The sequence below is a fragment of the Streptomyces albospinus genome (genome assembly GCF_014648695.1).
Classification (GTDB): Bacteria; Actinomycetota; Actinomycetes; order Streptomycetales; family Streptomycetaceae; genus Streptomyces; species Streptomyces albospinus.
This window is the reverse complement of sequence record NZ_BMRP01000062.1, coordinates 19543-37480: the sequence shown is the minus strand read 5'-3', so window position 1 is coordinate 37480 and position 17938 is coordinate 19543. Positions and strand designations below refer to the sequence as shown.

Below are 17938 nucleotides of genomic sequence, written 5' to 3'. Positions count from 1 at the left end.
CCGCCCCTGGACACGCTCGCCAAGCCCACCATGTCCACCACCCGCAAGATCGGCATGGGTGCCCTGCGGACGTATCTGCTCATCGCGATGGTCCTGGTCGTCATCAAGATCGTTCAGGTCGCGCTCGCGCAGTGAGCGTGTACCGCCGCAGCCGCCAACCCGAGGAGCAGACCCATGCCCGTGCGCTACCCCAGGGCCATCGCACTCCGCACCCTCTGCCCCCTGCCCCGGCCCCCTGCCGCACCCGGGACCCGGGGCGGTCTGACGGTCGACCGCGACCTGCGGACCGCCGCGATCGACGGGCGGCCCCTCAAGCTGACGTATCTGGAGTTCGAGCTGCTGGCGCACCTGACCGCGCATCCGCGGCAGGTGCACAGCCGCCGGCAGCTGATGGTCCAGGTGTGGCGACAACCCGCCATCGGCGACATTCGGACCGTAGACGTACATATCGCCCGTCTGCGGCGAAAGCTCGGCCCGGCATACCGCGCGGCCATTGCCACCGTCCGCCAGGTCGGGTATCTCTACGATCCTGCGCGGGTTTCTTGACCCGCCCAGGACCGTCCTCACAGGTTCACCGGGTACACCGGACACACTGCGGGACGGGAGGAGGTGCGGTATGGGCCCTGCCCGGCGCCGCTCACCCGGTCCGTACGCCCGGTTCCCACCGGGGCCCGGCACCGCCCTCTCCGCTGGTCGGAGCGGTCGACCGTCGGGCGCCGGAGGCGGGCGGCTCGTGGTCAGGTACCTTTTTCAGGCCGGACTCCACACTTGCTAGATTGCGCAATTAAGCAGTCAAAACAGCAACCGGCCCGGCGCGTCCAGCGTCTTTCCCGCCGGAATCGCCAAGCTTCTGCCACCGGGCAGGAGGCACACGCGACCGACTCGTCGGTCGGCCGTATGAGGGATGCGAATGACAGGTCAGCGCACCGAGACCCCTAACGGGTACGACGACCTGGCGCGAGACCCGGGACGGGCCTCACGCCAGGTCCCGGGCCCACGACGCCGGGGCACGCAGCGCCCGGGACCGGACGACGGCCGGTACTCCGGCCAGGACGGCGCCCGTTCGGCACGTGCGGGCAGAGCGGCCAGAAAGGGCCGCGGGGGCAGAGCGGCGCTGGTGGCGCTGGGCCTGGCGGTCGTGGGCGCACTGGCCGACACGGCGATCAGCTCGCGGCCGGGATGGGTGTTCGCGGTCGGGGCGGCGCTCGGGGCCGCCCTGGCGGCGAAGGCGTGCAGCCGTGCGGGCGCCTGGTGGCTGATATCCGCTCCCCCGCTGGTGGTGGCGGTGATCACCGTGGCCTGCGAGGAGGTCGCGGGGACCACCACCGCGCAGGGCAAGGGACTGACGACCGCGGCGGTGCGCTGGGCCGTGGACGGTTTCCCCGCCATGGCGGCGGCGGAGGCCGTGCTGATCGTCGTGCTGGTGACGCGGCTCGTCCGGACCAGGCGGCAGAGCGGGCGGAACGGGAGCAGGAGGAACAGCGGTGCGTGACGAGCAGAATCCGTACGGGCGGAGTCCGTACGGGTCGAGCCCCTACGGGCCGGAGCCCGAGGAACACGACGGAACGGGCGGACGGGCCGCCCGGCGCCAGGCGGCCGGCGGTGCGGCGCGCGGCGGACCCCGGCGCTCGCCACTCGTGGTCGTGGGACGGACCGCGCTCGCGCTGTCGTCGGCGCTCATCCTGCTGGCGAGCGGGGTGTCATGGGCGGCATACAACTGGGTGAGCAGCGGACTGAACACCTCCGACGCGCTCAACGCCATCGGCGGCAAGAACGCCCCGAAGCACCTGGACAACTCCGTCAACCTGCTGCTGATCGGCCTCGATTCGCGCAAGGACATGAACGGCAACGACCTGCCGCGGGAGTTCGTCAAGGACCAGCTGCACGCCGGATCCAGCGACATCGGCTACTACAACACCAACACCCTGATCCTGATGCACATTCCCGCGGACGGCGGGAAGGTCACCGCGTTCTCCGTACCGCGTGACGACTATGTGCAGACGTTCAACGGCGACGGCAGCTCCCAGGGGCACTTCAAGATCAAGGAGGCGTACGGCAACGCCTACACGGTCGCCCACGACAAGCTGTCCGCCCAGGGCCTCAAGGGCGCCGACCTGGAGGGCAAGAGCCGGGAGGCCGGCCGGGAGGCGACGCTGGCGACCGTCCAGAACTTCCTCCAGGTGCCGATCGACCACTTCGCCGAGGTCAATCTGCTGGGCTTCTACGACATCGCCAAGGTGCTCCAGCCGATTGAGGTGTGCCTGAAGCACCCGGTCAAGGACCGGTACTCCGGTGCCGACTTCGGCGCGGGCCACCAGCAGCTCAACCCCAAGCAGGCGCTCGCGTTCGTGCGGCAGCGGCACGGCCTCGACGGCGGTGACCTGGACCGCACCCACCGCCAGCAGGCGTTCATCTCGTCGGTCACCCACAAGCTGAAGAGCGAGGGGGTGTTCGGCGACCTGGGCAAGCTCCAGGGGCTGTTCGACGTGGTGAAGAAGGACCTGGTCATCGACAGCAAATTCGACGTCCTGGACTTCGCGCAGCAGGCCACCAACCTCACGGGTGGGAACGTCGAGTTCCACACCCTGCCGATCGCCGGCTTCGGCACCCGCAACCGCGAGTCCGTGAACCTCGTCGACGTCCCGAAGATCCAGTCCATCGTGCAGTCGATGATCGGCGGCAAGTCCGGGTCCTCGGGCGGCTCGGACGGCGCCAAGCCGTCCCCGTCCGCGAAGGCCGCGCCGGGCACCGTCGACGTCCTCAACGGTTCCGGCAAGACGGGCGGCGCGGCCGACGAGCTCAAGGCGCTGACCGACATGGGCTACACGGCGGGCAAGGCGATCAACTTCGCCCCCCGGCAGAAGACCGCCGTGGTCTACGGCGCGGGCGCCCAGGAGGCCGGCCAGCAGATCGCCTCGAAGCTGGGCACGGGCTCGGCCGTCTCCTCGTCGGCCGTCCCCGCCGGACACGTCCATGTCGTCCTCGGCAAGGACTACACCGGACCGCCCTCGACCGGCTCGGACAGCTCCTCCGGGGGCTCCGGGGGCTCCGGGAGCTCCGGCGACAGCAAGGACGCGGGCGGTGCACCGTCCCCGGTCCCGTCGAACGCCTTCGCGGGCGAATCCGTCAAGGAGGGCGGCATCCCCTGCGTCAACTGACGCATCCGCTGCGGCCGGTGGGACGGGCAGCCTCGTCCCACCGGCCGCGGCGGAGCGGCACTATCTGACGTTGCATCAGTTGATGACCCCTTTGGTCCGCTCTGGGGGCGGATGTCCGACCGCGGCCGGGAGGCCGCACGGCGCGGCGCCTAGACTGGGCGCTCCGGGGGCGAAGACACGGGGAGAGCCGCAGTGGTGAAGAGCGTCGGACGCGCGGGCGAGGGTGCGGACGCCACGGCCGATCCGTCCGCCGAGGTGCTGGCCGAGGCGGCGGCGATGTTCGGGCTGCTGGCCTCTCCCCCGCGCCTGCACATCGTCTGGGCACTGGCACAGGGCGAGAGCGACGTCAGCGGGCTCGCCGAGCGGGTCGGCGGCGCACTGCCGGCGGTGAGCCAGCATCTGTCCAAGCTGAAGCTGGCCGGCCTGGTGCGCTCGCGCCGCGAGGGCCGGCGGGTGGTCTACCTCGTCGACAACCCCGATGTGGTGGCGGTGGTCCGGCTCCTGTTCAGGCAGCTGGCCGCCCGCCCCGGCCACGAGCCGCCGGCCCGTCTGCGGCACATCGGCGCCTGAGGCGCCGCACCCCTACCGGCGCCGCCCCGTACCGGCGGCCGTCAGGTCGCGTCGGCGTCGAAGGGCGGACGGTCCCCGGGGGGCGCGTCCGCGCCGTCCCCCTTCCGGAGATCCACCCGGGTCGGGGCGGCACCGAAATCGCGTGCGCCGCGCTCCGCCGCGCCCGGCTCCTCCCGGAAGTCCACCTCCCGCCGCAGGTCGAGAGCGTCCCTGAGCTCCCCGAGCCCGAGGTCGTCGCCCTGGAGCAGCCGCTTGCGGACGAAGTTCTTGGGGTGCAGGTCCTCGAACTCGAAGTCCTTGAATTCCGGGCCGAGTTCGTTGCGCACATCCTCTTTCGCGCTGTCCGAGAACTCCCGTACCTTGCGCAGGAACCCGGTGACGTTCCGGATGAACTCCGGCAGTTTGTCCGGGCCGAAGAGCAGCACCCCGATCACTCCGATGACGAGCAGATCGGCGGTGCTCATACCGAAGAACATCCTGCTGCTCCCTGACCGATCCCGTTGTGCCCACCGCGCGCCACCTGCCGGGACCCGGCCGTGCCGCCTGCCGTCAAGACATTTTAGTGGTTGCGCAATCATGGAACCAAGGAGGGGTTTCCCCTCGTTGTCAGGAACGACAGCACACAGGCACAGGACTGCTGGAGGGTTTTTCATGGGTGTGACCCTGTCCAAGGGCGGCAATGTTTCGCTCAGCAAGGAGGCCCCGGGCCTCAGCGCCGTGACGATCGGCCTGGGCTGGGCCGTCCGCACCACCACCGGCGCGGACTACGACCTCGACGCCTCCGCGCTGCTCTGCGCGCCGTCCGGCAAGGTCGTCTCCGACCAGCACTTCGTCTTCTTCAACAACCTCAGCAGCCCCGACGGTTCCGTGGTGCACTCCGGCGACAACCTCACCGGCGGCAGCCACGGCGACGACGAGCAGATCGAGATCAACCTCTCCTCGGTGCCGGCCGATGTCGCCAAGATCGTCTTCCCGGTCTCCATCTACGAGGCCGAACAGCGCGGCCAGAGCTTCGGCCAGGTCCGCAACGCCTTCATCCGGGTGGTCAACCACGCCAACGGCCAGGAGATAGCCCGCTACGACCTCACGGAGGACGCGTCCACCGAGACCGCCATGGTGTTCGGCGAGGTCTACCGCCACGGCCCGGAGTGGAAGTTCCGCGCCATCGGCCAGGGCTACGCCTCGGGCCTGCGCGGTATCGCCCAGGACTTCGGGGTGAACGTCGGCTGAGGCGCGGCTGCGCGCCGGCCCGCCGGCCGGAGCCCGGTCGGCTCCGCGTACCTGAGAGAGTGAGGTATGGCTGATTCCCGGGTGCGGTGGCGATGGCTCGTCCTGCCGGGCGTCGCCCTGGCCGTATGGGCCATGGTGCCCACCGACCGCGGTTCCCCGCAGGGTGCCGCGCCGGCCCCCGTGGCGACGCCGACCGGCGCGCCGTCGCGGACGCCCGGTGCCGGTCCGACCACGGCGCAGCCCGGCGCGGCATACGACCCGGCGGACTGCGCGGCGGCGGTGCGCAGGTACGCGGTCAAGGCCGGTGTGGCTCCGCGGCTGGTGATGGCGATCCTCTACAACGAGGCGTACAAGCCGCACGACCCCGCCTTCGAGCGCGCCTGGCAGCGGTACAAGGCCGATGCCGCGTTCGGTGTCGCGAACATGCACCGGGCCGCCTTCGACGAGGTCAAGCGGGGGCGCGACTTCGCCGGCCGGAAGTGGGAGGAGCTTCCCGACGACCGGAATCTCGCCGTCGAGGCGGCGGCGTGGTATCTGCACGATCTGGCGGGGCAGTTGCCGGCGCACTGGTCCGCCTCGTACTCACGGGACGACTTGCTGGCGCTGGGATACAACGCCGGCGCGGGCAACATGCTGGCGTTCGCCCGCGGTGTGCCGCCGGGGGGCCAGGCGCAGTCCTACCTGGACCGGCTGCACGACAACTGGGGGAAGGCGGGGAAGGCCGTGGCACCGTGACGGCGGTCCGGTGGCGGGGCGGGGCCCGTATTCCCCGGCCGGGGTCCGCCGCGGCCCCGCGGTCGCGTGGGCAGTGCGCCAAAACAGGGTGGCGGCGATCGTCTGATGCGGCCTCAGCCGCATACTTTAGGCATTGCGCAAAGCGGGGAACCCTGCCGATTTCCGTCGCGTTGTAGCCGAAGGACGCCGGAAGCCGGGACAGTTATGGAGGAAGCTCATGGGCGTGGCCCTGACCAAGGGCGGCAATGTGTCGCTCAGCAAGCAGGCCCCCGGTCTGACCGCCGTGAAGGTGGGGCTGGGCTGGCAGGTGGGCGCCGCCGCCGGAGCCGACCACGACCTGGACGCCAGCGCGCTGCTGTGCGGCCCGTCCGGCAAGGTCCTCTCCGACCAGCACTTCGTCTTCTTCAACAACCTCAGCAGCCCCGACGGTTCGGTGCGGCACTCCGGCAACGGCCCGGCCGGCGGCGGTGACAGCGAGCAGATCGAGGTCCGCCTCGCCTCGGTCCCGCCCGAGGTCGCCAAGATCGTCTTCCCGGTCTCGATCTACGAGGCCGAGCAGCGCCGGCACAACTTCGGCCAGCTCCGCAGCGCGTACATCCGGGTGCTCGACCAGGACAGCGGCACCGAGCTCGCCCGCTACGACCTCACCGGCGAGGCCGCGACCGAGACCGCCATGGTCTTCGGCGAGCTCTACCGCCATGGCACGGACTGGAAGTTCCGCGCCATCGGCCAGGGCTACGCCTCCGGGCTCGCCGGTATCGCCCAGGACTTCGGCGTCGACGTCCTGCGCCCCGCCCCGGCGGCCGGAGCCGGCCCCGCACAATCCTCAGCTTCCGGACAGTCCGCCCCCGTGGGAACGCCCACGCCCACCGTGGCGTCTCTCCCCGTGGCGCCCGCCGCCGGAGCGGAGCCGTCCGGAACCGGCCTCACCGCCGCCTCATCACCGCAATCGACAGGAAGTTCCGACATGACCTGCTTCTTCGACCCCAACCACGGCCCGGGTATGACGCCCGTGATGTGGTCCCCGCAGTGGGGCGTGGCCCGTCAGATCCAGACCTGCGGCGGCTGTGCGCAGCGGATCCAGACCACCACCCCGCCGTTCTACACCCCGGCCCAGGCGGGCTACCCCCAGCAGGCCCAGGCGGGCTATCCGCAGCCGGCGCAGCAGGGCTACCCCCAGGCCCAGCAGGGCTACCCGCAGCAGGGCGGCCCCCAGCAGGGCGGCCGGCGCTTCGGCACCGGCGCACTGCTCGGCGCCGGTGCGGCCGGCCTGGTCGGCGGTGCGCTGCTCAATGAGGCCTTCAGCGACGACGAGCCCCAGGTCGAGGTCGTCAACAACTACATCTACGAGGGCGACGAGTACGGCGGCGAGTACGAGTGACCCGCCGGTCCGTGTGACCGTCCCTCCGGCGCCCGGCCCCGCCCCTCGGCGGGCGGCCGGGCGCCGGCGCATTCCGTGTGCCCGCGCCCGGCCGGCCGCTCACCCGCGGCTCACTTCGGCGCGATCCGTACGACGCCGGTGACGGTGCCCTGCCACCAGACACCGCCGGGCGTGGCGTTGCCCGCCATCTGGAGCGTGTCGAAGAGGAAGCCGGTCCCCAGGTAGCGGCGGTTCGCCACCCGGCCGGTCTCCGCGTCCACGGCCAGGAAGTCGTAGCGGTCCAGGACGCCGGTCCTCGCCGGGTCCAGTACGCCGGTGCGCTCCACCGTTTGACATCCTCGCCCACCTAATGGAGGGCGATTCCCGTCTGCCGTGCCGTTGTCGGGCGCGGCTTCGGGTGGGTTCCTGGTTCATCGCGCTGTGCCGGAACACGTTCCGGTCTTACCTGCGCTCCACAGGCTGTCACCGCCAGTCCGGCGGCCTGGGCAACGTTGACCGCCGCGTTGATGTCCCGGTCCAGGACGGCCCCGCAGGCTCCGCATGTCCATTGGCGGATGTGGAGGGGTTTGGGACCGTCCTTGACGCCGCAGGCCGAGCAGACCTGGGAGGTGCGCTCGAACCGTCCGATGCGCACGAAGGTCCGCCCGTACCGGCGGGCCTTGTACTCCAGCATGGCCACGAACTGCGACCATCCGGCGTCGTGTACGGACTTGGCCAGGCGTGTGCGGGCGAGTCCCTTGACCGCCAGGTCCTCCACCGCGATGGCTTGGTTTTCGCGGATCAGCTGGGTGGAGAGCTGGTGGTGGAACTCGCGCCGCGCATCGGCCACCCGCGCATGAGCACGGGCGAGACGAAACCGGGCCTTGTCCCGGTTGGCGCTTCCCTTCTCCTTGCGAGACAGGGAACGCTGAGCCTTCTTCAACTGCTTCTCGGCCCGCCGCAGGAAACGCGGGCTGTCGATCTTCGTCCCGTTCGAGAGAACGGCGAAGTGCCCAAGACCCAGGTCGATACCGATCTCGGGCGTGGTGGTGGGCAGTACCTCCTGCGGACCGGTCTCCACCACGAACGACGCGAAATACCGTCCGGCCGAGTCCTTGATCACCGTCAGCGTGGACGGCACGGAGGGCAGCGTGCGGGACCACTTCACCGTCACATCACCGACCTTGGGCAGGCGCAGCTTTCCACCGAGGGTGATCTTCCATCCCGCGTTCGCGGTGAAGCGGATCGCCTGCCGGGTGTCCTTGCGGCTCTTGAACCGGGGCGGTCCCATCTTCGGACGCTTGCCCTTGAGGGAGTCGAAAAAGTACCGGTACCCGGTATCCAGGTCCCGCAGGGACTGCTGAAGGATCACCGACGACACCTCGGTCAGCCACGCCCTCTCGGGGGTCTTCTTCACGGCCGTGAGCCGCTTGGACAACTCGCCCGAGGTGACCAACGGCAGCCCGGCGGCACGGGCGGTCTCACGAGCGTGAAGCGCATCGTTGAACACCACCCGAGCGCACCCGAACGCCCTGGCCAGCGCGGCACGCTGAGGCCCGTTCGGGTACAGGCGGAACCCATACCGAAGCTGCATGTCAGCACACTAACGCGGGGGACTGACAAGGTCGTTGGGGTGCCTCGCGCTTCGCGGTGACGCTCCGGCACTCCGCACCGGGATCTTGCAGCATGCGCGCCGGCAGCCCGCAATCCCCGTCCCACTCCTGGAGACGCCCCGGAGCTGCCGGAAGACCGTCAACCGCATGCCGTGAGGATCCCGCCCTCGGAGGGCAGCGGGCCGCCAGCCGGTGCCAGCGGGGGAATTCAGGCCTACGGTCAGGCCATGGCCGAAAATGTAAGCCCCTCACCGACCCTCCTGGCGCGCGCCGAGCGCTTCATCTGGCTGACCGCCCGGGTGCTGGAGCAGCGGCTCTTCGCGTACCACTTCCTCGGCGGCGCCGCGGACCCGGTCGAGACCGCGCTCGCCGCCTACCGCAATGACGACGACGGCTACGGCCACGCCCTGGAGCCCGATCTGCGCGGTCCGGTGAGCCAGCCGCTGCACACCGCGCACGCGCTGAAGGTCCTCGACCGCATCGGGCGCTGCGACGGCCGCCAGGTGGAGCGGATCTGCCGCTATCTGACCCGGATCTCGACGCCGGAAGGAGCGCTGCCGGCGGTGCACCCTTCGCTGCGCGGCTACCCGGCCGCGCCGTGGATCCCGGTGGTGGACGATCCGCCGAGCGCGCTGCTGGCGACCGGCCCGGTGGTGGGGGTGCTGCATCGCAATCAGGTGTGGCACGCCTGGCTGTTCCGGGCCACGGACTACTGCTGGGCGGCCGTGGAGTCCCTGGAGGAGACCCATCCCTACGAGGCCGAGGCGGCGTTGGCCTTCCTGGACGGCGCCCCGGACCGGCCCCGGGCGGCGGCGGCGGCGCGGCGGCTGGGCCGGATCGTCCGGGAGCAGGGCCTGGTCCTGCTGGATCCGGACCGGGCGGCGGACGTCCCGGTGGCGGCGGGGTACGCCCCCGGGGAGCACCACTTCGCGTACCACTTCGCCCCCTCGCCCGACTCGCTGGCCCGCGGCTGGTTCACCGACAAGGAGATGGACGTCGCGCTGGACCATCTCGTCGCCCTCCAGGAGGAGGACGGCGGCTGGCCCGTCAACTGGCGGCTGTGGGCGCCCGGTACGGCGCTGGAGGGCCGTCCGATGGTGACGCTGGAGGCGCTGCGCACCCTGCGGGCATACGGGCGGCCGATGGCCTGAGGGGCCGGGGCGGCACCCGGGGTGCGGTCACCCGCCGAGCGCCCGCACCCCGGCGGTCACCGCCACCGCCGCCCCGACGACGAGCAGGAACGGCGCCCTCAGGACGAGCGCGACGGCCGCCGCGGCCAGCCCGGCGGCCCGGGCGTCGAGCACCAGGTGCGGCCCGTCGCCGAAGGTCTGCTGGGCGGTGAGGGCGGCCAGCAGCGCCACCGGGAGCAGCGCGGCCAGCCGTTTGACCAGCGGGCGTTCCAGGATGCCGGCGGGCGCCGACAGGCCGAGAAACTTGACCAGGTAGCAGCCGACGGCGGTGACGCCGATCGCGATCCAGGTGTTCATGCCCGGTCCTCCCCGGTGGTGCGGTGGTGCGCGGTGTCCGGTCCCCCGGGGGCCGCGCGCCCGCCCCGCCCCTGTACGGCGAGGACGGCGGGTGCGGCCAGCGCCGACAGCAGCACCGGCACGCCCGCGGGCAGGACCGGGAGCGTTCCCAACACCAGCAGGACGGCCAGGCCGGCCGCGGCCCGCTCGACGGCGGTCCTCAGCATCGGCGCGAGCAGCGCCAGGAAGACCGCGGGGCCGGCGGCGTCCAGGCCCCAGGCGGCGGTGTCGCCGAGCGCCTCGGCTCCCAGGGCGCCGCCGAGGGTGGTGAGGTTCCACAGGACGTACAGGGTCAGTCCGGTGACGGTGAAGCCGAGGCGGGCGCGGTGCCGGTCGGGCTGGGCGAGGGCGACGGCCGAGGTCTCGTCGATGACCCAGTGGGCGGCGAGCGGCCGGACCGCGCCCCGGTAGCCGAGGACGGCGGACAGCCGCAGCCCGTAGAAGGCGTTGCGGACGCCCAGGAAGAACGCCCCGGCGGCGGCGGTGAGCGGGTTGCCGCCCGCGGCGAGCGCGCCGACCAGCGCGAACTGGGAGGCCCCGGTGAAGACCAGCAGGCTCAGCGCACAGGTCTGCCAGACGCCGAGCCCGGCGCCGGCGGACGTCACCCCGAAGGCGAAGCCGGAGAGGCCGACGGCCACGCCGACACCCAGCGCGTCCCTGATGACGGCGGAGTCGCGCAGGGCCGCGGCCGGTCGGGGCGGCGGACCGGCCGGCCCCGTAGGGGGTATCGCCGCCGGACCTGCTGCCTCCGTTGTCCCGGATGCCCCGGCCTTCCCCGTGGGGACTGTCCGTTCGGGCGCTTCTCGCTGTGCTGCCTGTGCTGCCTGTTCGGCCTGTTCTGCCACGTCCCGGACCCTAAGAGGACGCGCCCCGGGCGGTCTTGTACGTTCTTGCACCCGCGGAGGCGACGCTCCGCGTCCGTATGCCCGCGTCCCTGCGCCCGCGTCCCTGCGCCCTCGACCGCGCGCCTCCGTTACGCGGGCCCGCCGCCGGCCGGCCGGTCCGCCGCCGCGCGCTCTTGGCGGTAGGCGCCCGGTGGGACCCCGACGATCCGGGTGAAGTGCCGGTTCAGATGCGGCTGGTCGGTGAAGCCGACGGCCACCGCCGTCTCGGCGGGCGCGCGGCCCGCCTCCAGGAGCCGGCGGGCACGCCGTACCCGGGCGTCGGTCAGCCAGGTGTGCGGCGGCATGCCGTACGCGCTCTTGAAGGCCCGCAGCAGCGCGAACGGGCCGGTGTCCAGTTCCCGCGCGAGCTGCTCCAGGGAGGGCGGGTCGGCCATCCGCTCCTCCAGGACGGCGCGGGCGAGGGCGGCGGTGCGGGCGCCGGCCGTACGGGGTGCCCGGGGCGGCAGCGGGCCTCCGTGGCGGCGCAGCAGCCGGGCGAGGGCGATCCGGAGCAGGCTGTCGGCGGCCAGTGCGTTGCCGGCCTCGGCCGCCCGGTGTATCCCGGCGATCATGCGGCCGGTGTGCGGTTCGTCGGCGACGGTGCGGACGAAGCCCGCGGTGCCGCGCAGGGCGGTGGTCTCCCGGGCGATGCCGGCGACGAGGTCCGCCGACGGGTAGAGCGTGGCGTAGGTCCAGCCCTCGGGGGCGCCGGCCCGCGCGGTGTGCGCGACCTCCGGATTGATCATCACGATGCCTCCGTGGCCGGCCCGGACCACACCGTCCTGGAGGCCGACCTCCTCGATCCCGGAGGTGACCACGCAGATCACATAGCCGTCGTGGGCATGGCGGGGGAAGGCGTGCTCCACGTAGCGGGCGCGCAGCAGGTCGAGACCGGGCAGTCCGGCATAGCGCCAGTGGCGCGCCCACTCGCCGCCGGCCCTCGGCACCGCCCGCGCACCCGCCTCGCCGCACGGGACGGCCCCGCCGCCCGTGCCGCCCCCGTCGATCATGGCCATGCTCCCCATTCTGCGCCCGCCGGGCCGCCGCGGGCCGGGGCGTCCGCACCGTGGACGGACGGGAACGGACGGGTACGGGCAGGGGCGGACGGGGGCGCGGCGCCGGGGTCGGGCCGTCCGCGGCGGGCGCCGGACCGGATTGTCAGTGGTCCGGTGCACGATGGGGGACATGACCGAGGCAGCGCTCGATTCGTTCTCGCCGGCGACCCGCGGATGGTTCGCCGGGGCCTTCAGCGCGCCCACCGCCGCGCAGGAGGGAGCCTGGCAGGCGATCGGCGCCGGCTCCGACGTCCTCGTGGTGGCGCCGACGGGCTCCGGCAAGACCCTCGCCGCCTTCCTCGCGTCGCTGGACGCGCTGGCGAGCAGCCCGCCGCCCGCCGAACCGAAGAAGCGCTGCCGGGTGCTGTACGTCTCCCCCCTGAAGGCACTCGCCGTCGACGTGGAGCGCAACCTGCGCAGCCCGCTGACCGGGATCCGTCAGGAGTCGGTCCGCCTCGGGCTGCCGGAGCCGGACATCCGGGTGGGCATCCGCTCCGGGGACACCCCGCCCGCCGAGCGGCGCTCCCTGGCGAGCCGCCCGCCGGACATCCTCATCACGACCCCCGAGTCGCTGTTCCTGATGCTGACGTCCTCGGCCCGGGAGGCGCTGGCCGGCGTCGAGACGGTCATCGTGGACGAGGTGCACGCCGTCGCCGGCACGAAGCGCGGTGCTCATCTGGCGCTCTCCCTGGAGCGGCTGGACGAGCTGCTCGCCCGCCCGGCCCGCCGGATCGGGCTGTCGGCGACGGTCCGCCCCGTGGAGGAGGTGGCCCGCTATCTCTCCCCGCGGCGCCGGGTGGAGATCGTCCAGCCGCCGTCCGCGAAGCGGTTCGACCTGTCGGTGGTGGTCCCCGTGGAGGACATGGGAGAGCTGGGCGGCTCCCCCGTCCAGGAGGGCGATACGGGCGAGAAGCCGTCCATCTGGCCCCAGGTCGAGGAGCGGATCGCCGACCTCGTCCAGGCGCACCGCTCCACGATCGTCTTCGCCAACTCCCGCCGCCTGGCGGAGCGCCTCTGCAACCGCCTCAACGAGATCGCGTACGAGCGCACGGTGGGCGAGGCCCTTGCCGAGCACCACGCCCCCGCGGAGCTGATGGCCGAGTCCGGCGCCGCCAAGGGCGCGCCGCCCCTGCTGGCCCGCGCCCACCATGGTTCCGTCTCCAAGGAGCAACGCGCCCAGGTGGAGGAGGACTTGAAGGCCGGCCGGCTGCCGGCCGTGGTCGCCACCTCCAGTCTGGAGCTGGGCATCGACATGGGCGCGGTCGATCTGGTCGTCCAGGTGGAGTCGCCGCCGTCGGTCGCCTCCGGGCTCCAGCGGGTCGGCCGGGCCGGCCATCAGGTCGGCGCGGTGTCGACGGGCATCGTCTTCCCCAAGTACCGCGGCGATCTGGTGCAGGCGGCGGTGGTGACCGAGCGGATGCGCTCGGGGGCCATCGAGGCGCTGCGGGTGCCCGCCAATCCGCTGGACGTGCTGGCCCAGCAGCTGGTCGCGATGGCCGCGATGGACACCTGGGACGTCGAGGAGCTGCTCGCCGTGGTCCGCCGGGCGGCCCCGTTCGCCTCCCTCCCCGAGTCCGCGTACACCGCCGTACTGGACATGCTCGCCGGCCGCTATCCCTCCGACGCCTTCGCCGAGCTGCGCCCGCGCGTCGTCTGGGACCGCGTCGCCCGGACGGTCACCGGCCGCCCCGGCGCCCAGCGCCTGGCCGTGACGTCCGGGGGCACGATCCCCGACCGCGGCCTGTTCGGCGTCTTCCTGGCGGGCGAGAGCTCCGCGAAGGGCGGGCGACGGGTGGGAGAACTGGACGAGGAGATGGTCTACGAATCCCGCGTCGGCGACGTCTTCACGCTCGGCACGACGTCCTGGCGCATCGAGGACATCACCCGCGACCGGGTCCTGGTCACCCCCGCTCCCGGAGTCCCCGGCCGGCTGCCCTTCTGGAAGGGCGACCAGCTCGGCCGCCCGCTCGAACTGGGCCGTGCGCTGGGCGCGTTCCTCCGGGAGATCGGCTCGCTGTCCCCGGAGGACGCCGGCGCCCGGCTGGCCGCCGCCGGGCTCGACGACTGGGCGGTCTCCAACGTCCTGGGCTATCTCGCCGAGCAGCGGCAGGCCTGCGGCCATGTCCCCGACGACCGCACGATCGTCGTCGAGCGCTTCCGCGACGAGCTGGGCGACTGGCGCATCGTCGTCCACTCCCCCTTCGGCGCGCAGGTGCACGCCCCCTGGGCGCTGGCCCTCGGCGCCCGGCTCGCCGAGCGCTACGGCATGGACGCCCAGGTGATGCACGCCGACGACGGCATCGTGCTGCGGCTGCCGGACGCCGATCTGATGGGCCTCGACCTCCTCGACGGCGACACCGGGTTCGCCGGCCCGGCGGACCGCGCGGAGTACGACCCCGAGCAGTCCCCCGTGGGCGCCGCCGATGTCGCCTTCGACCGGGGCGAGGTCGACCAGCTCGTCACGGACCAGGTCGGCGGCTCCGCGCTGTTCGCCTCCCGCTTCCGGGAGTGCGCGGCGCGCGCCCTGCTGCTGCCCCGGCGCAGCCCCGGCAAGCGCACGCCGCTGTGGCAGCAGCGCCAGCGCGCCGCCCAGCTCCTCCAGGTGGCAAGCGAGTTCGGGTCCTTCCCGATCGTGCTGGAGGCGGTCCGCGAATGCCTCCAGGACGTCTTCGACGTGCCGGGCCTGGCGGAGCTGATGGGCGACATCGAGGCCCGCCGGGTCCGCCTGGTCGAGGTCACCACCCCCGAGCCGTCCCCGTTCGCCCGCTCGCTGCTCTTCGGCTATGTCGCCCAGTTCCTGTACGAGGGCGACTCCCCCCTGGCCGAGCGCCGCGCCGCCGCGCTCTCGCTGGATTCCCGGCTGCTCGCCGAGCTGCTGGGCCAGGCCGAGCTGCGCGAACTGCTGGACGCGGAGGTGCTGGCCGAGCTGGAGCGCGAGCTCCAGTGGCGTACGGAGGACCGGCGCGCCAAGGACCCCGAGGGCGTCGCCGATCTGCTGCGGCTGCTGGGACCGCTGACCGACGCCGAGCTGACCGAGCGCGGCGCGGATCCGGCCTGGCCGAGGGAGCTGGCCGCCGCCCGCCGCGCCATCCGGGTGCGGATCGCCGGCGCCGACCACTGGGCCGCCGTCGAGGACGCCGGGCGGCTCCGGGACGCGCTGGGCACGGCGCTGCCGGTCGGCGTCCCGGAGTCCTTCACCGAGCCGGTCAAGGACCCGTTGGGCGATCTGCTGTCCCGATATGCCCGCACCCACGGCCCGTTCACGTCCGAGCAGGCCGCCGCCCGCTTCGGCCTCGGCACGGCCGTTACGGACGGCGCGCTGCACCGCCTCGCCGCCGCCGGCCGGGTCGTCCAGGGCGAGTTCCACCCCGCCGGCATCGGCCAGGAGTGGTGCGACGCCCAGGTGCTGCGCCGGCTGCGCCGCCGCTCGCTGGCCGCGCTGCGCGAAGAGCTGGAGCCGGTGCCGCCCGCGGCGCTCGCCGCCTTCCTCCCCCAGTGGCAGCATGTCGGCCCGCCGCGCCCGGCGCCGGCCGGCGGGGCGCCCGCGGCCCCGCCCGCCGGCGCGTCGTCCGGCCTGCGCGGTATCGACGGCCTGGTGCGCGCCGTCGAGCAGCTCCAGGGCGCGCCGGTGCCCGCCTCCGCCCTGGAGAAGCTGGTGCTGCCGTCCCGGGTCGGCGGATACTCCCCGGCCCTGCTCGACGAACTGACCGCCACCGGCGAGGTGTTGTGGGCCGGCGCCGGCGCCCTCCCCGGCAAGGACGGCTGGCTCTCCCTCCATCTCGCCGACTCCGCGCCCCTGTTGCTCCAGCCGCCGCTCCCCCTGGAGCTGACCGCGCTGCACGACTCCGTGCTGGCCGCCCTCGCCCCTGGTTACGGCCTGTTCTTCCGCCAGATCGCCGACCAGGTCCGCGCCACCACCCACCCCGACGCCACGGATCCCCAACTGGCCGACGCCATCTGGGATCTGGCCTGGTCGGGACGGCTCACCAACGACACCCTCGCCCCGCTCCGCGCCCTCCTCGGCTCCGGCCGCACGGCCGGCTCGACCGCCCACCGCGCCCGCCGCGCCGTCCCCCGGGGCCGGTACGGTTCGCTGACCGCGGCGGCCGGCCGGCCCACCGCCTCCCGCTCCGGACCGCCCACGGTCGGCGGCCGGTGGTCCCTGCTGCCCGCCCCCGAGCCCGACCCCACCCACCGGGCCCACGCCCTGGCCCGTACGCTCCTGGACCGGCACGGCATCGTCACCCGCGGCGCGGTCGCCGCCGAGGGCGTCGCGGGCGGCTTCTCCGCCGCGTACCGCGTCCTGGCCGCCTTCGAGGAGTCCGGGCAGGCCCGCCGCGGCTATGTCGTCGAGGGGCTGGGCGCCGCCCAGTTCGCGATGGACGGCGCGGTGGACCGGCTGCGCGCGGTCAGCAGCCGGCGGGAGCGCACCGCCGACGGCCCCCTCCCGGACGGCGCACCGGGGCCCGCCCGGCAGGGCGGCCCGCCGCGCGCCCTCCTCCTGGCCGCCGCCGACCCGGCCAACGCGTACGGCGCCGCGCTGCCCTGGCCCGATCCGCCCGAGGGCGCCACCCACAAACCGGGCCGCAAGGCGGGCTCCCTGGTCGTCCTGGTCGACGGCGAGCTGGCGCTCTACATGGAGCGCGGCGGCAAGACCGTGCTCCTCTGGCCGCTCGGCGACCCGGCCGACGCCGCCACCGACCCGCGCCTCCAGCCCGCCGTCGCCGCGCTCACCGACGCGGCCCGGGCCGGCGCGCTCGGCACGATCACCACCGAGCGCATCAACGGCACCGCAGCCCTGACCTCCCCCTTCGCCCCGATATGGGAGGCCGCCGGCTTCCACCCGACCCCGCGCGGTCTGCGGCTGCGCGGCTGAGCCGCGGCGGGGCGCGGACCGGTCGCGGGCCGCCGCTCGCCCGCCGCGGCGTGCATGATGGCCCCATGCCCGAAGGTGACACGGTCTGGCGGCTGGCGCAGCGCCTCCAGGAGGCCCTGGCCGGCAGCCCGCTGACCCGTTGCGACCTGCGCGTTCCGCGGCTCGCGACGGTGGATCTGACCGGCCGCGAGGTGCTGGAGGCGGTCTCGCGCGGCAAGCATCTGCTCACCCGCTTCGAGGGCGGTCTCACCCTGCACTCCCATCTGCGGATGGACGGCGCCTGGAAGATCTACGCCCCCGCCGAACGCTGGCGCGGCGGCCCCGCCCACCAGATCCGGGCCGTCCTCGGCACCGCCGCGCACACCGCCGTCGGCTACCGCCTCCCGGTCCTCGACCTGCTGCGCACCGCCGACGAGTCCCGGGTCACCGGCCATCTGGGCCCCGACCTCCTCGGCCCCGACTGGGATCCCGCCGAAGCCCTGCGCCGGCTGCTCGCGGCCCCCGGGCGCCCCCTCGGCGAGGCCCTGCTGGACCAGCGCACGCTCGCCGGCATCGGCAATGTCTACAAGTCCGAGCTCTGCTTCCTGCTCCGCGCCTCCCCCTGGCTCCCCGTCGGCGACCTCGTCGACCCCGAACGCGCCCCGGCGCTCGCCAAGAAGCTCCTGGAAGCCAACAAGAATCGCCCCGCCCGGGTCACCACCCCGAGCTCGCGCCCCGACCGCCGCCTGTGGGTCTACGGCCGTGCCGGGCGCCCCTGCCTGCGCTGCGGTACACCGGTCCGCACCGCCGATCAGGGACCCACCGCCGAGGAGCGCGTCACGTACTGGTGCCCCACCTGCCAGCCGCCCCCGCCGGACGCCCGCGACCGCCCCGACGGTCCACCCCTGCACACCAATTGACGCCCCATCAGATCTTTTCCTACCCTCACCCC

General features: G+C 73.5%; 15 protein-coding genes and 1 pseudogene. 10 read left to right on the top strand and 6 right to left on the bottom strand.

Annotation, left to right across the window (positions count from 1 at the left end; translation table 11 throughout):
• The first annotated feature begins 174 nt into the window (after positions 1 to 174).
• From IEZ17_RS37855 to IEZ17_RS37840, 4 genes are all read left to right on the top strand, one after another.
• Positions 175 to 546, top strand: coding sequence for a winged helix-turn-helix domain-containing protein (locus IEZ17_RS37855; protein ID WP_189308166.1), 372 nt, complete (start codon positions 175 to 177; stop codon positions 544 to 546).
• A 571-nt stretch (positions 547 to 1117) separates the two neighbouring features.
• Positions 1118 to 1492 carry a DUF6542 domain-containing protein gene (locus IEZ17_RS43455; protein ID WP_229853026.1) on the top strand — a complete coding sequence of 125 codons (375 nt, stop codon included), beginning with the start codon at positions 1118 to 1120 and terminating at the stop codon, positions 1490 to 1492.
• On the top strand, positions 1485 to 3158 hold the full coding sequence (locus tag IEZ17_RS37845) for an LCP family protein (protein ID WP_189308164.1): 1674 nt from the start codon (positions 1485 to 1487) through the stop codon (positions 3156 to 3158). The genes IEZ17_RS43455 and IEZ17_RS37845 overlap by 8 nt, the downstream gene beginning before the upstream one ends.
• Before the next feature lie 276 nt (positions 3159 to 3434).
• The gene (locus IEZ17_RS37840) at positions 3435 to 3728 is read left to right on the top strand and encodes an ArsR/SmtB family transcription factor (protein WP_189308169.1); all 294 of its coding nucleotides are present in this window, start codon (positions 3435 to 3437) and stop codon (positions 3726 to 3728) included.
• 41 nt (positions 3729 to 3769) lie between these two features.
• Here the strand turns inward: IEZ17_RS37840 and IEZ17_RS37835 are convergent, their stop codons facing one another.
• On the bottom strand, positions 3770 to 4204 hold the full coding sequence (locus tag IEZ17_RS37835) for a sec-independent translocase (protein WP_189308163.1): 435 nt from the start codon (positions 4202 to 4204) through the stop codon (positions 3770 to 3772).
• Positions 4205 to 4379: 175 nt separating this feature from the next.
• Between IEZ17_RS37835 and IEZ17_RS37830 the strand changes: the two genes are divergently transcribed.
• The 3 genes and pseudogenes from IEZ17_RS37830 to IEZ17_RS43450 form a co-directional block, all read left to right on the top strand.
• Positions 4380 to 4958 carry a TerD family protein gene (locus IEZ17_RS37830; RefSeq protein ID WP_189308162.1) on the top strand — a complete coding sequence of 193 codons (579 nt, stop codon included), beginning with the start codon at positions 4380 to 4382 and terminating at the stop codon, positions 4956 to 4958.
• Between the two features lie 66 nt (positions 4959 to 5024).
• Positions 5025 to 5693, top strand: coding sequence for a lytic transglycosylase domain-containing protein (locus tag IEZ17_RS37825; protein ID WP_189308161.1), 669 nt, complete (start codon positions 5025 to 5027; stop codon positions 5691 to 5693).
• Positions 5694 to 5910: 217 nt separating this feature from the next.
• Positions 5911 to 6477 (top strand): annotated as a pseudogene (locus IEZ17_RS43450) (TerD family protein); the annotation flags it as partial.
• A gap of 707 nt (positions 6478 to 7184) precedes the next feature.
• Here IEZ17_RS43450 and IEZ17_RS37815 read toward each other — a convergent pair.
• Both IEZ17_RS37815 and IEZ17_RS37810 read right to left on the bottom strand, forming a co-directional pair.
• On the bottom strand, positions 7185 to 7400 hold the full coding sequence (locus IEZ17_RS37815) for a hypothetical protein (protein ID WP_229853025.1): 216 nt from the start codon (positions 7398 to 7400) through the stop codon (positions 7185 to 7187).
• Between the two features lie 20 nt (positions 7401 to 7420).
• Positions 7421 to 8647, bottom strand: a complete 1227-nt coding sequence (locus tag IEZ17_RS37810) for an RNA-guided endonuclease InsQ/TnpB family protein (protein WP_189308159.1) — start codon at positions 8645 to 8647, stop codon at positions 7421 to 7423.
• 246 nt (positions 8648 to 8893) lie between these two features.
• Here IEZ17_RS37810 and IEZ17_RS37805 point away from each other — a divergent pair, with 246 nt between their 5' ends.
• Positions 8894 to 9817 carry a hypothetical protein gene (locus IEZ17_RS37805; protein WP_189308158.1) on the top strand — a complete coding sequence of 308 codons (924 nt, stop codon included), beginning with the start codon at positions 8894 to 8896 and terminating at the stop codon, positions 9815 to 9817.
• Positions 9818 to 9844: 27 nt separating this feature from the next.
• Here IEZ17_RS37805 and IEZ17_RS37800 read toward each other — a convergent pair whose 3' ends face one another.
• The 3 genes from IEZ17_RS37800 to IEZ17_RS37790 all read right to left on the bottom strand — a co-directional run bounded on the left by IEZ17_RS37800 (position 9845) and on the right by IEZ17_RS37790 (position 12092).
• Entirely contained in the window at positions 9845 to 10153 is a 309-nt protein-coding gene (locus IEZ17_RS37800) for an AzlD domain-containing protein (protein WP_189308157.1), read from the bottom strand.
• Positions 10150 to 11037 carry an AzlC family ABC transporter permease gene (locus IEZ17_RS37795; protein ID WP_373300066.1) on the bottom strand — a complete coding sequence of 296 codons (888 nt, stop codon included), beginning with the start codon at positions 11035 to 11037 and terminating at the stop codon, positions 10150 to 10152. The genes IEZ17_RS37800 and IEZ17_RS37795 overlap by 4 nt, the downstream gene beginning before the upstream one ends.
• 128 nt (positions 11038 to 11165) lie before the next feature.
• Positions 11166 to 12092, bottom strand: coding sequence for an AraC family transcriptional regulator (locus IEZ17_RS37790; protein ID WP_189308156.1), 927 nt, complete (start codon positions 12090 to 12092; stop codon positions 11166 to 11168).
• 169 nt (positions 12093 to 12261) lie between these two features.
• Here IEZ17_RS37790 and IEZ17_RS37785 point away from each other — a divergent pair, with 169 nt between their 5' ends.
• Both IEZ17_RS37785 and IEZ17_RS37780 read left to right on the top strand, forming a co-directional pair.
• Positions 12262 to 17007 (top strand): Lhr family helicase, encoded by a 4746-nt coding sequence (locus IEZ17_RS37785; protein ID WP_189308155.1) that lies wholly within the window; start codon positions 12262 to 12264, stop codon positions 17005 to 17007.
• Positions 17008 to 17072: 65 nt separating this feature from the next.
• On the top strand, positions 17073 to 17906 hold the full coding sequence (locus IEZ17_RS37780) for an Fpg/Nei family DNA glycosylase (RefSeq protein WP_189308154.1): 834 nt from the start codon (positions 17073 to 17075) through the stop codon (positions 17904 to 17906).
• Positions 17907 to 17938: the final 32 nt, after the last annotated feature.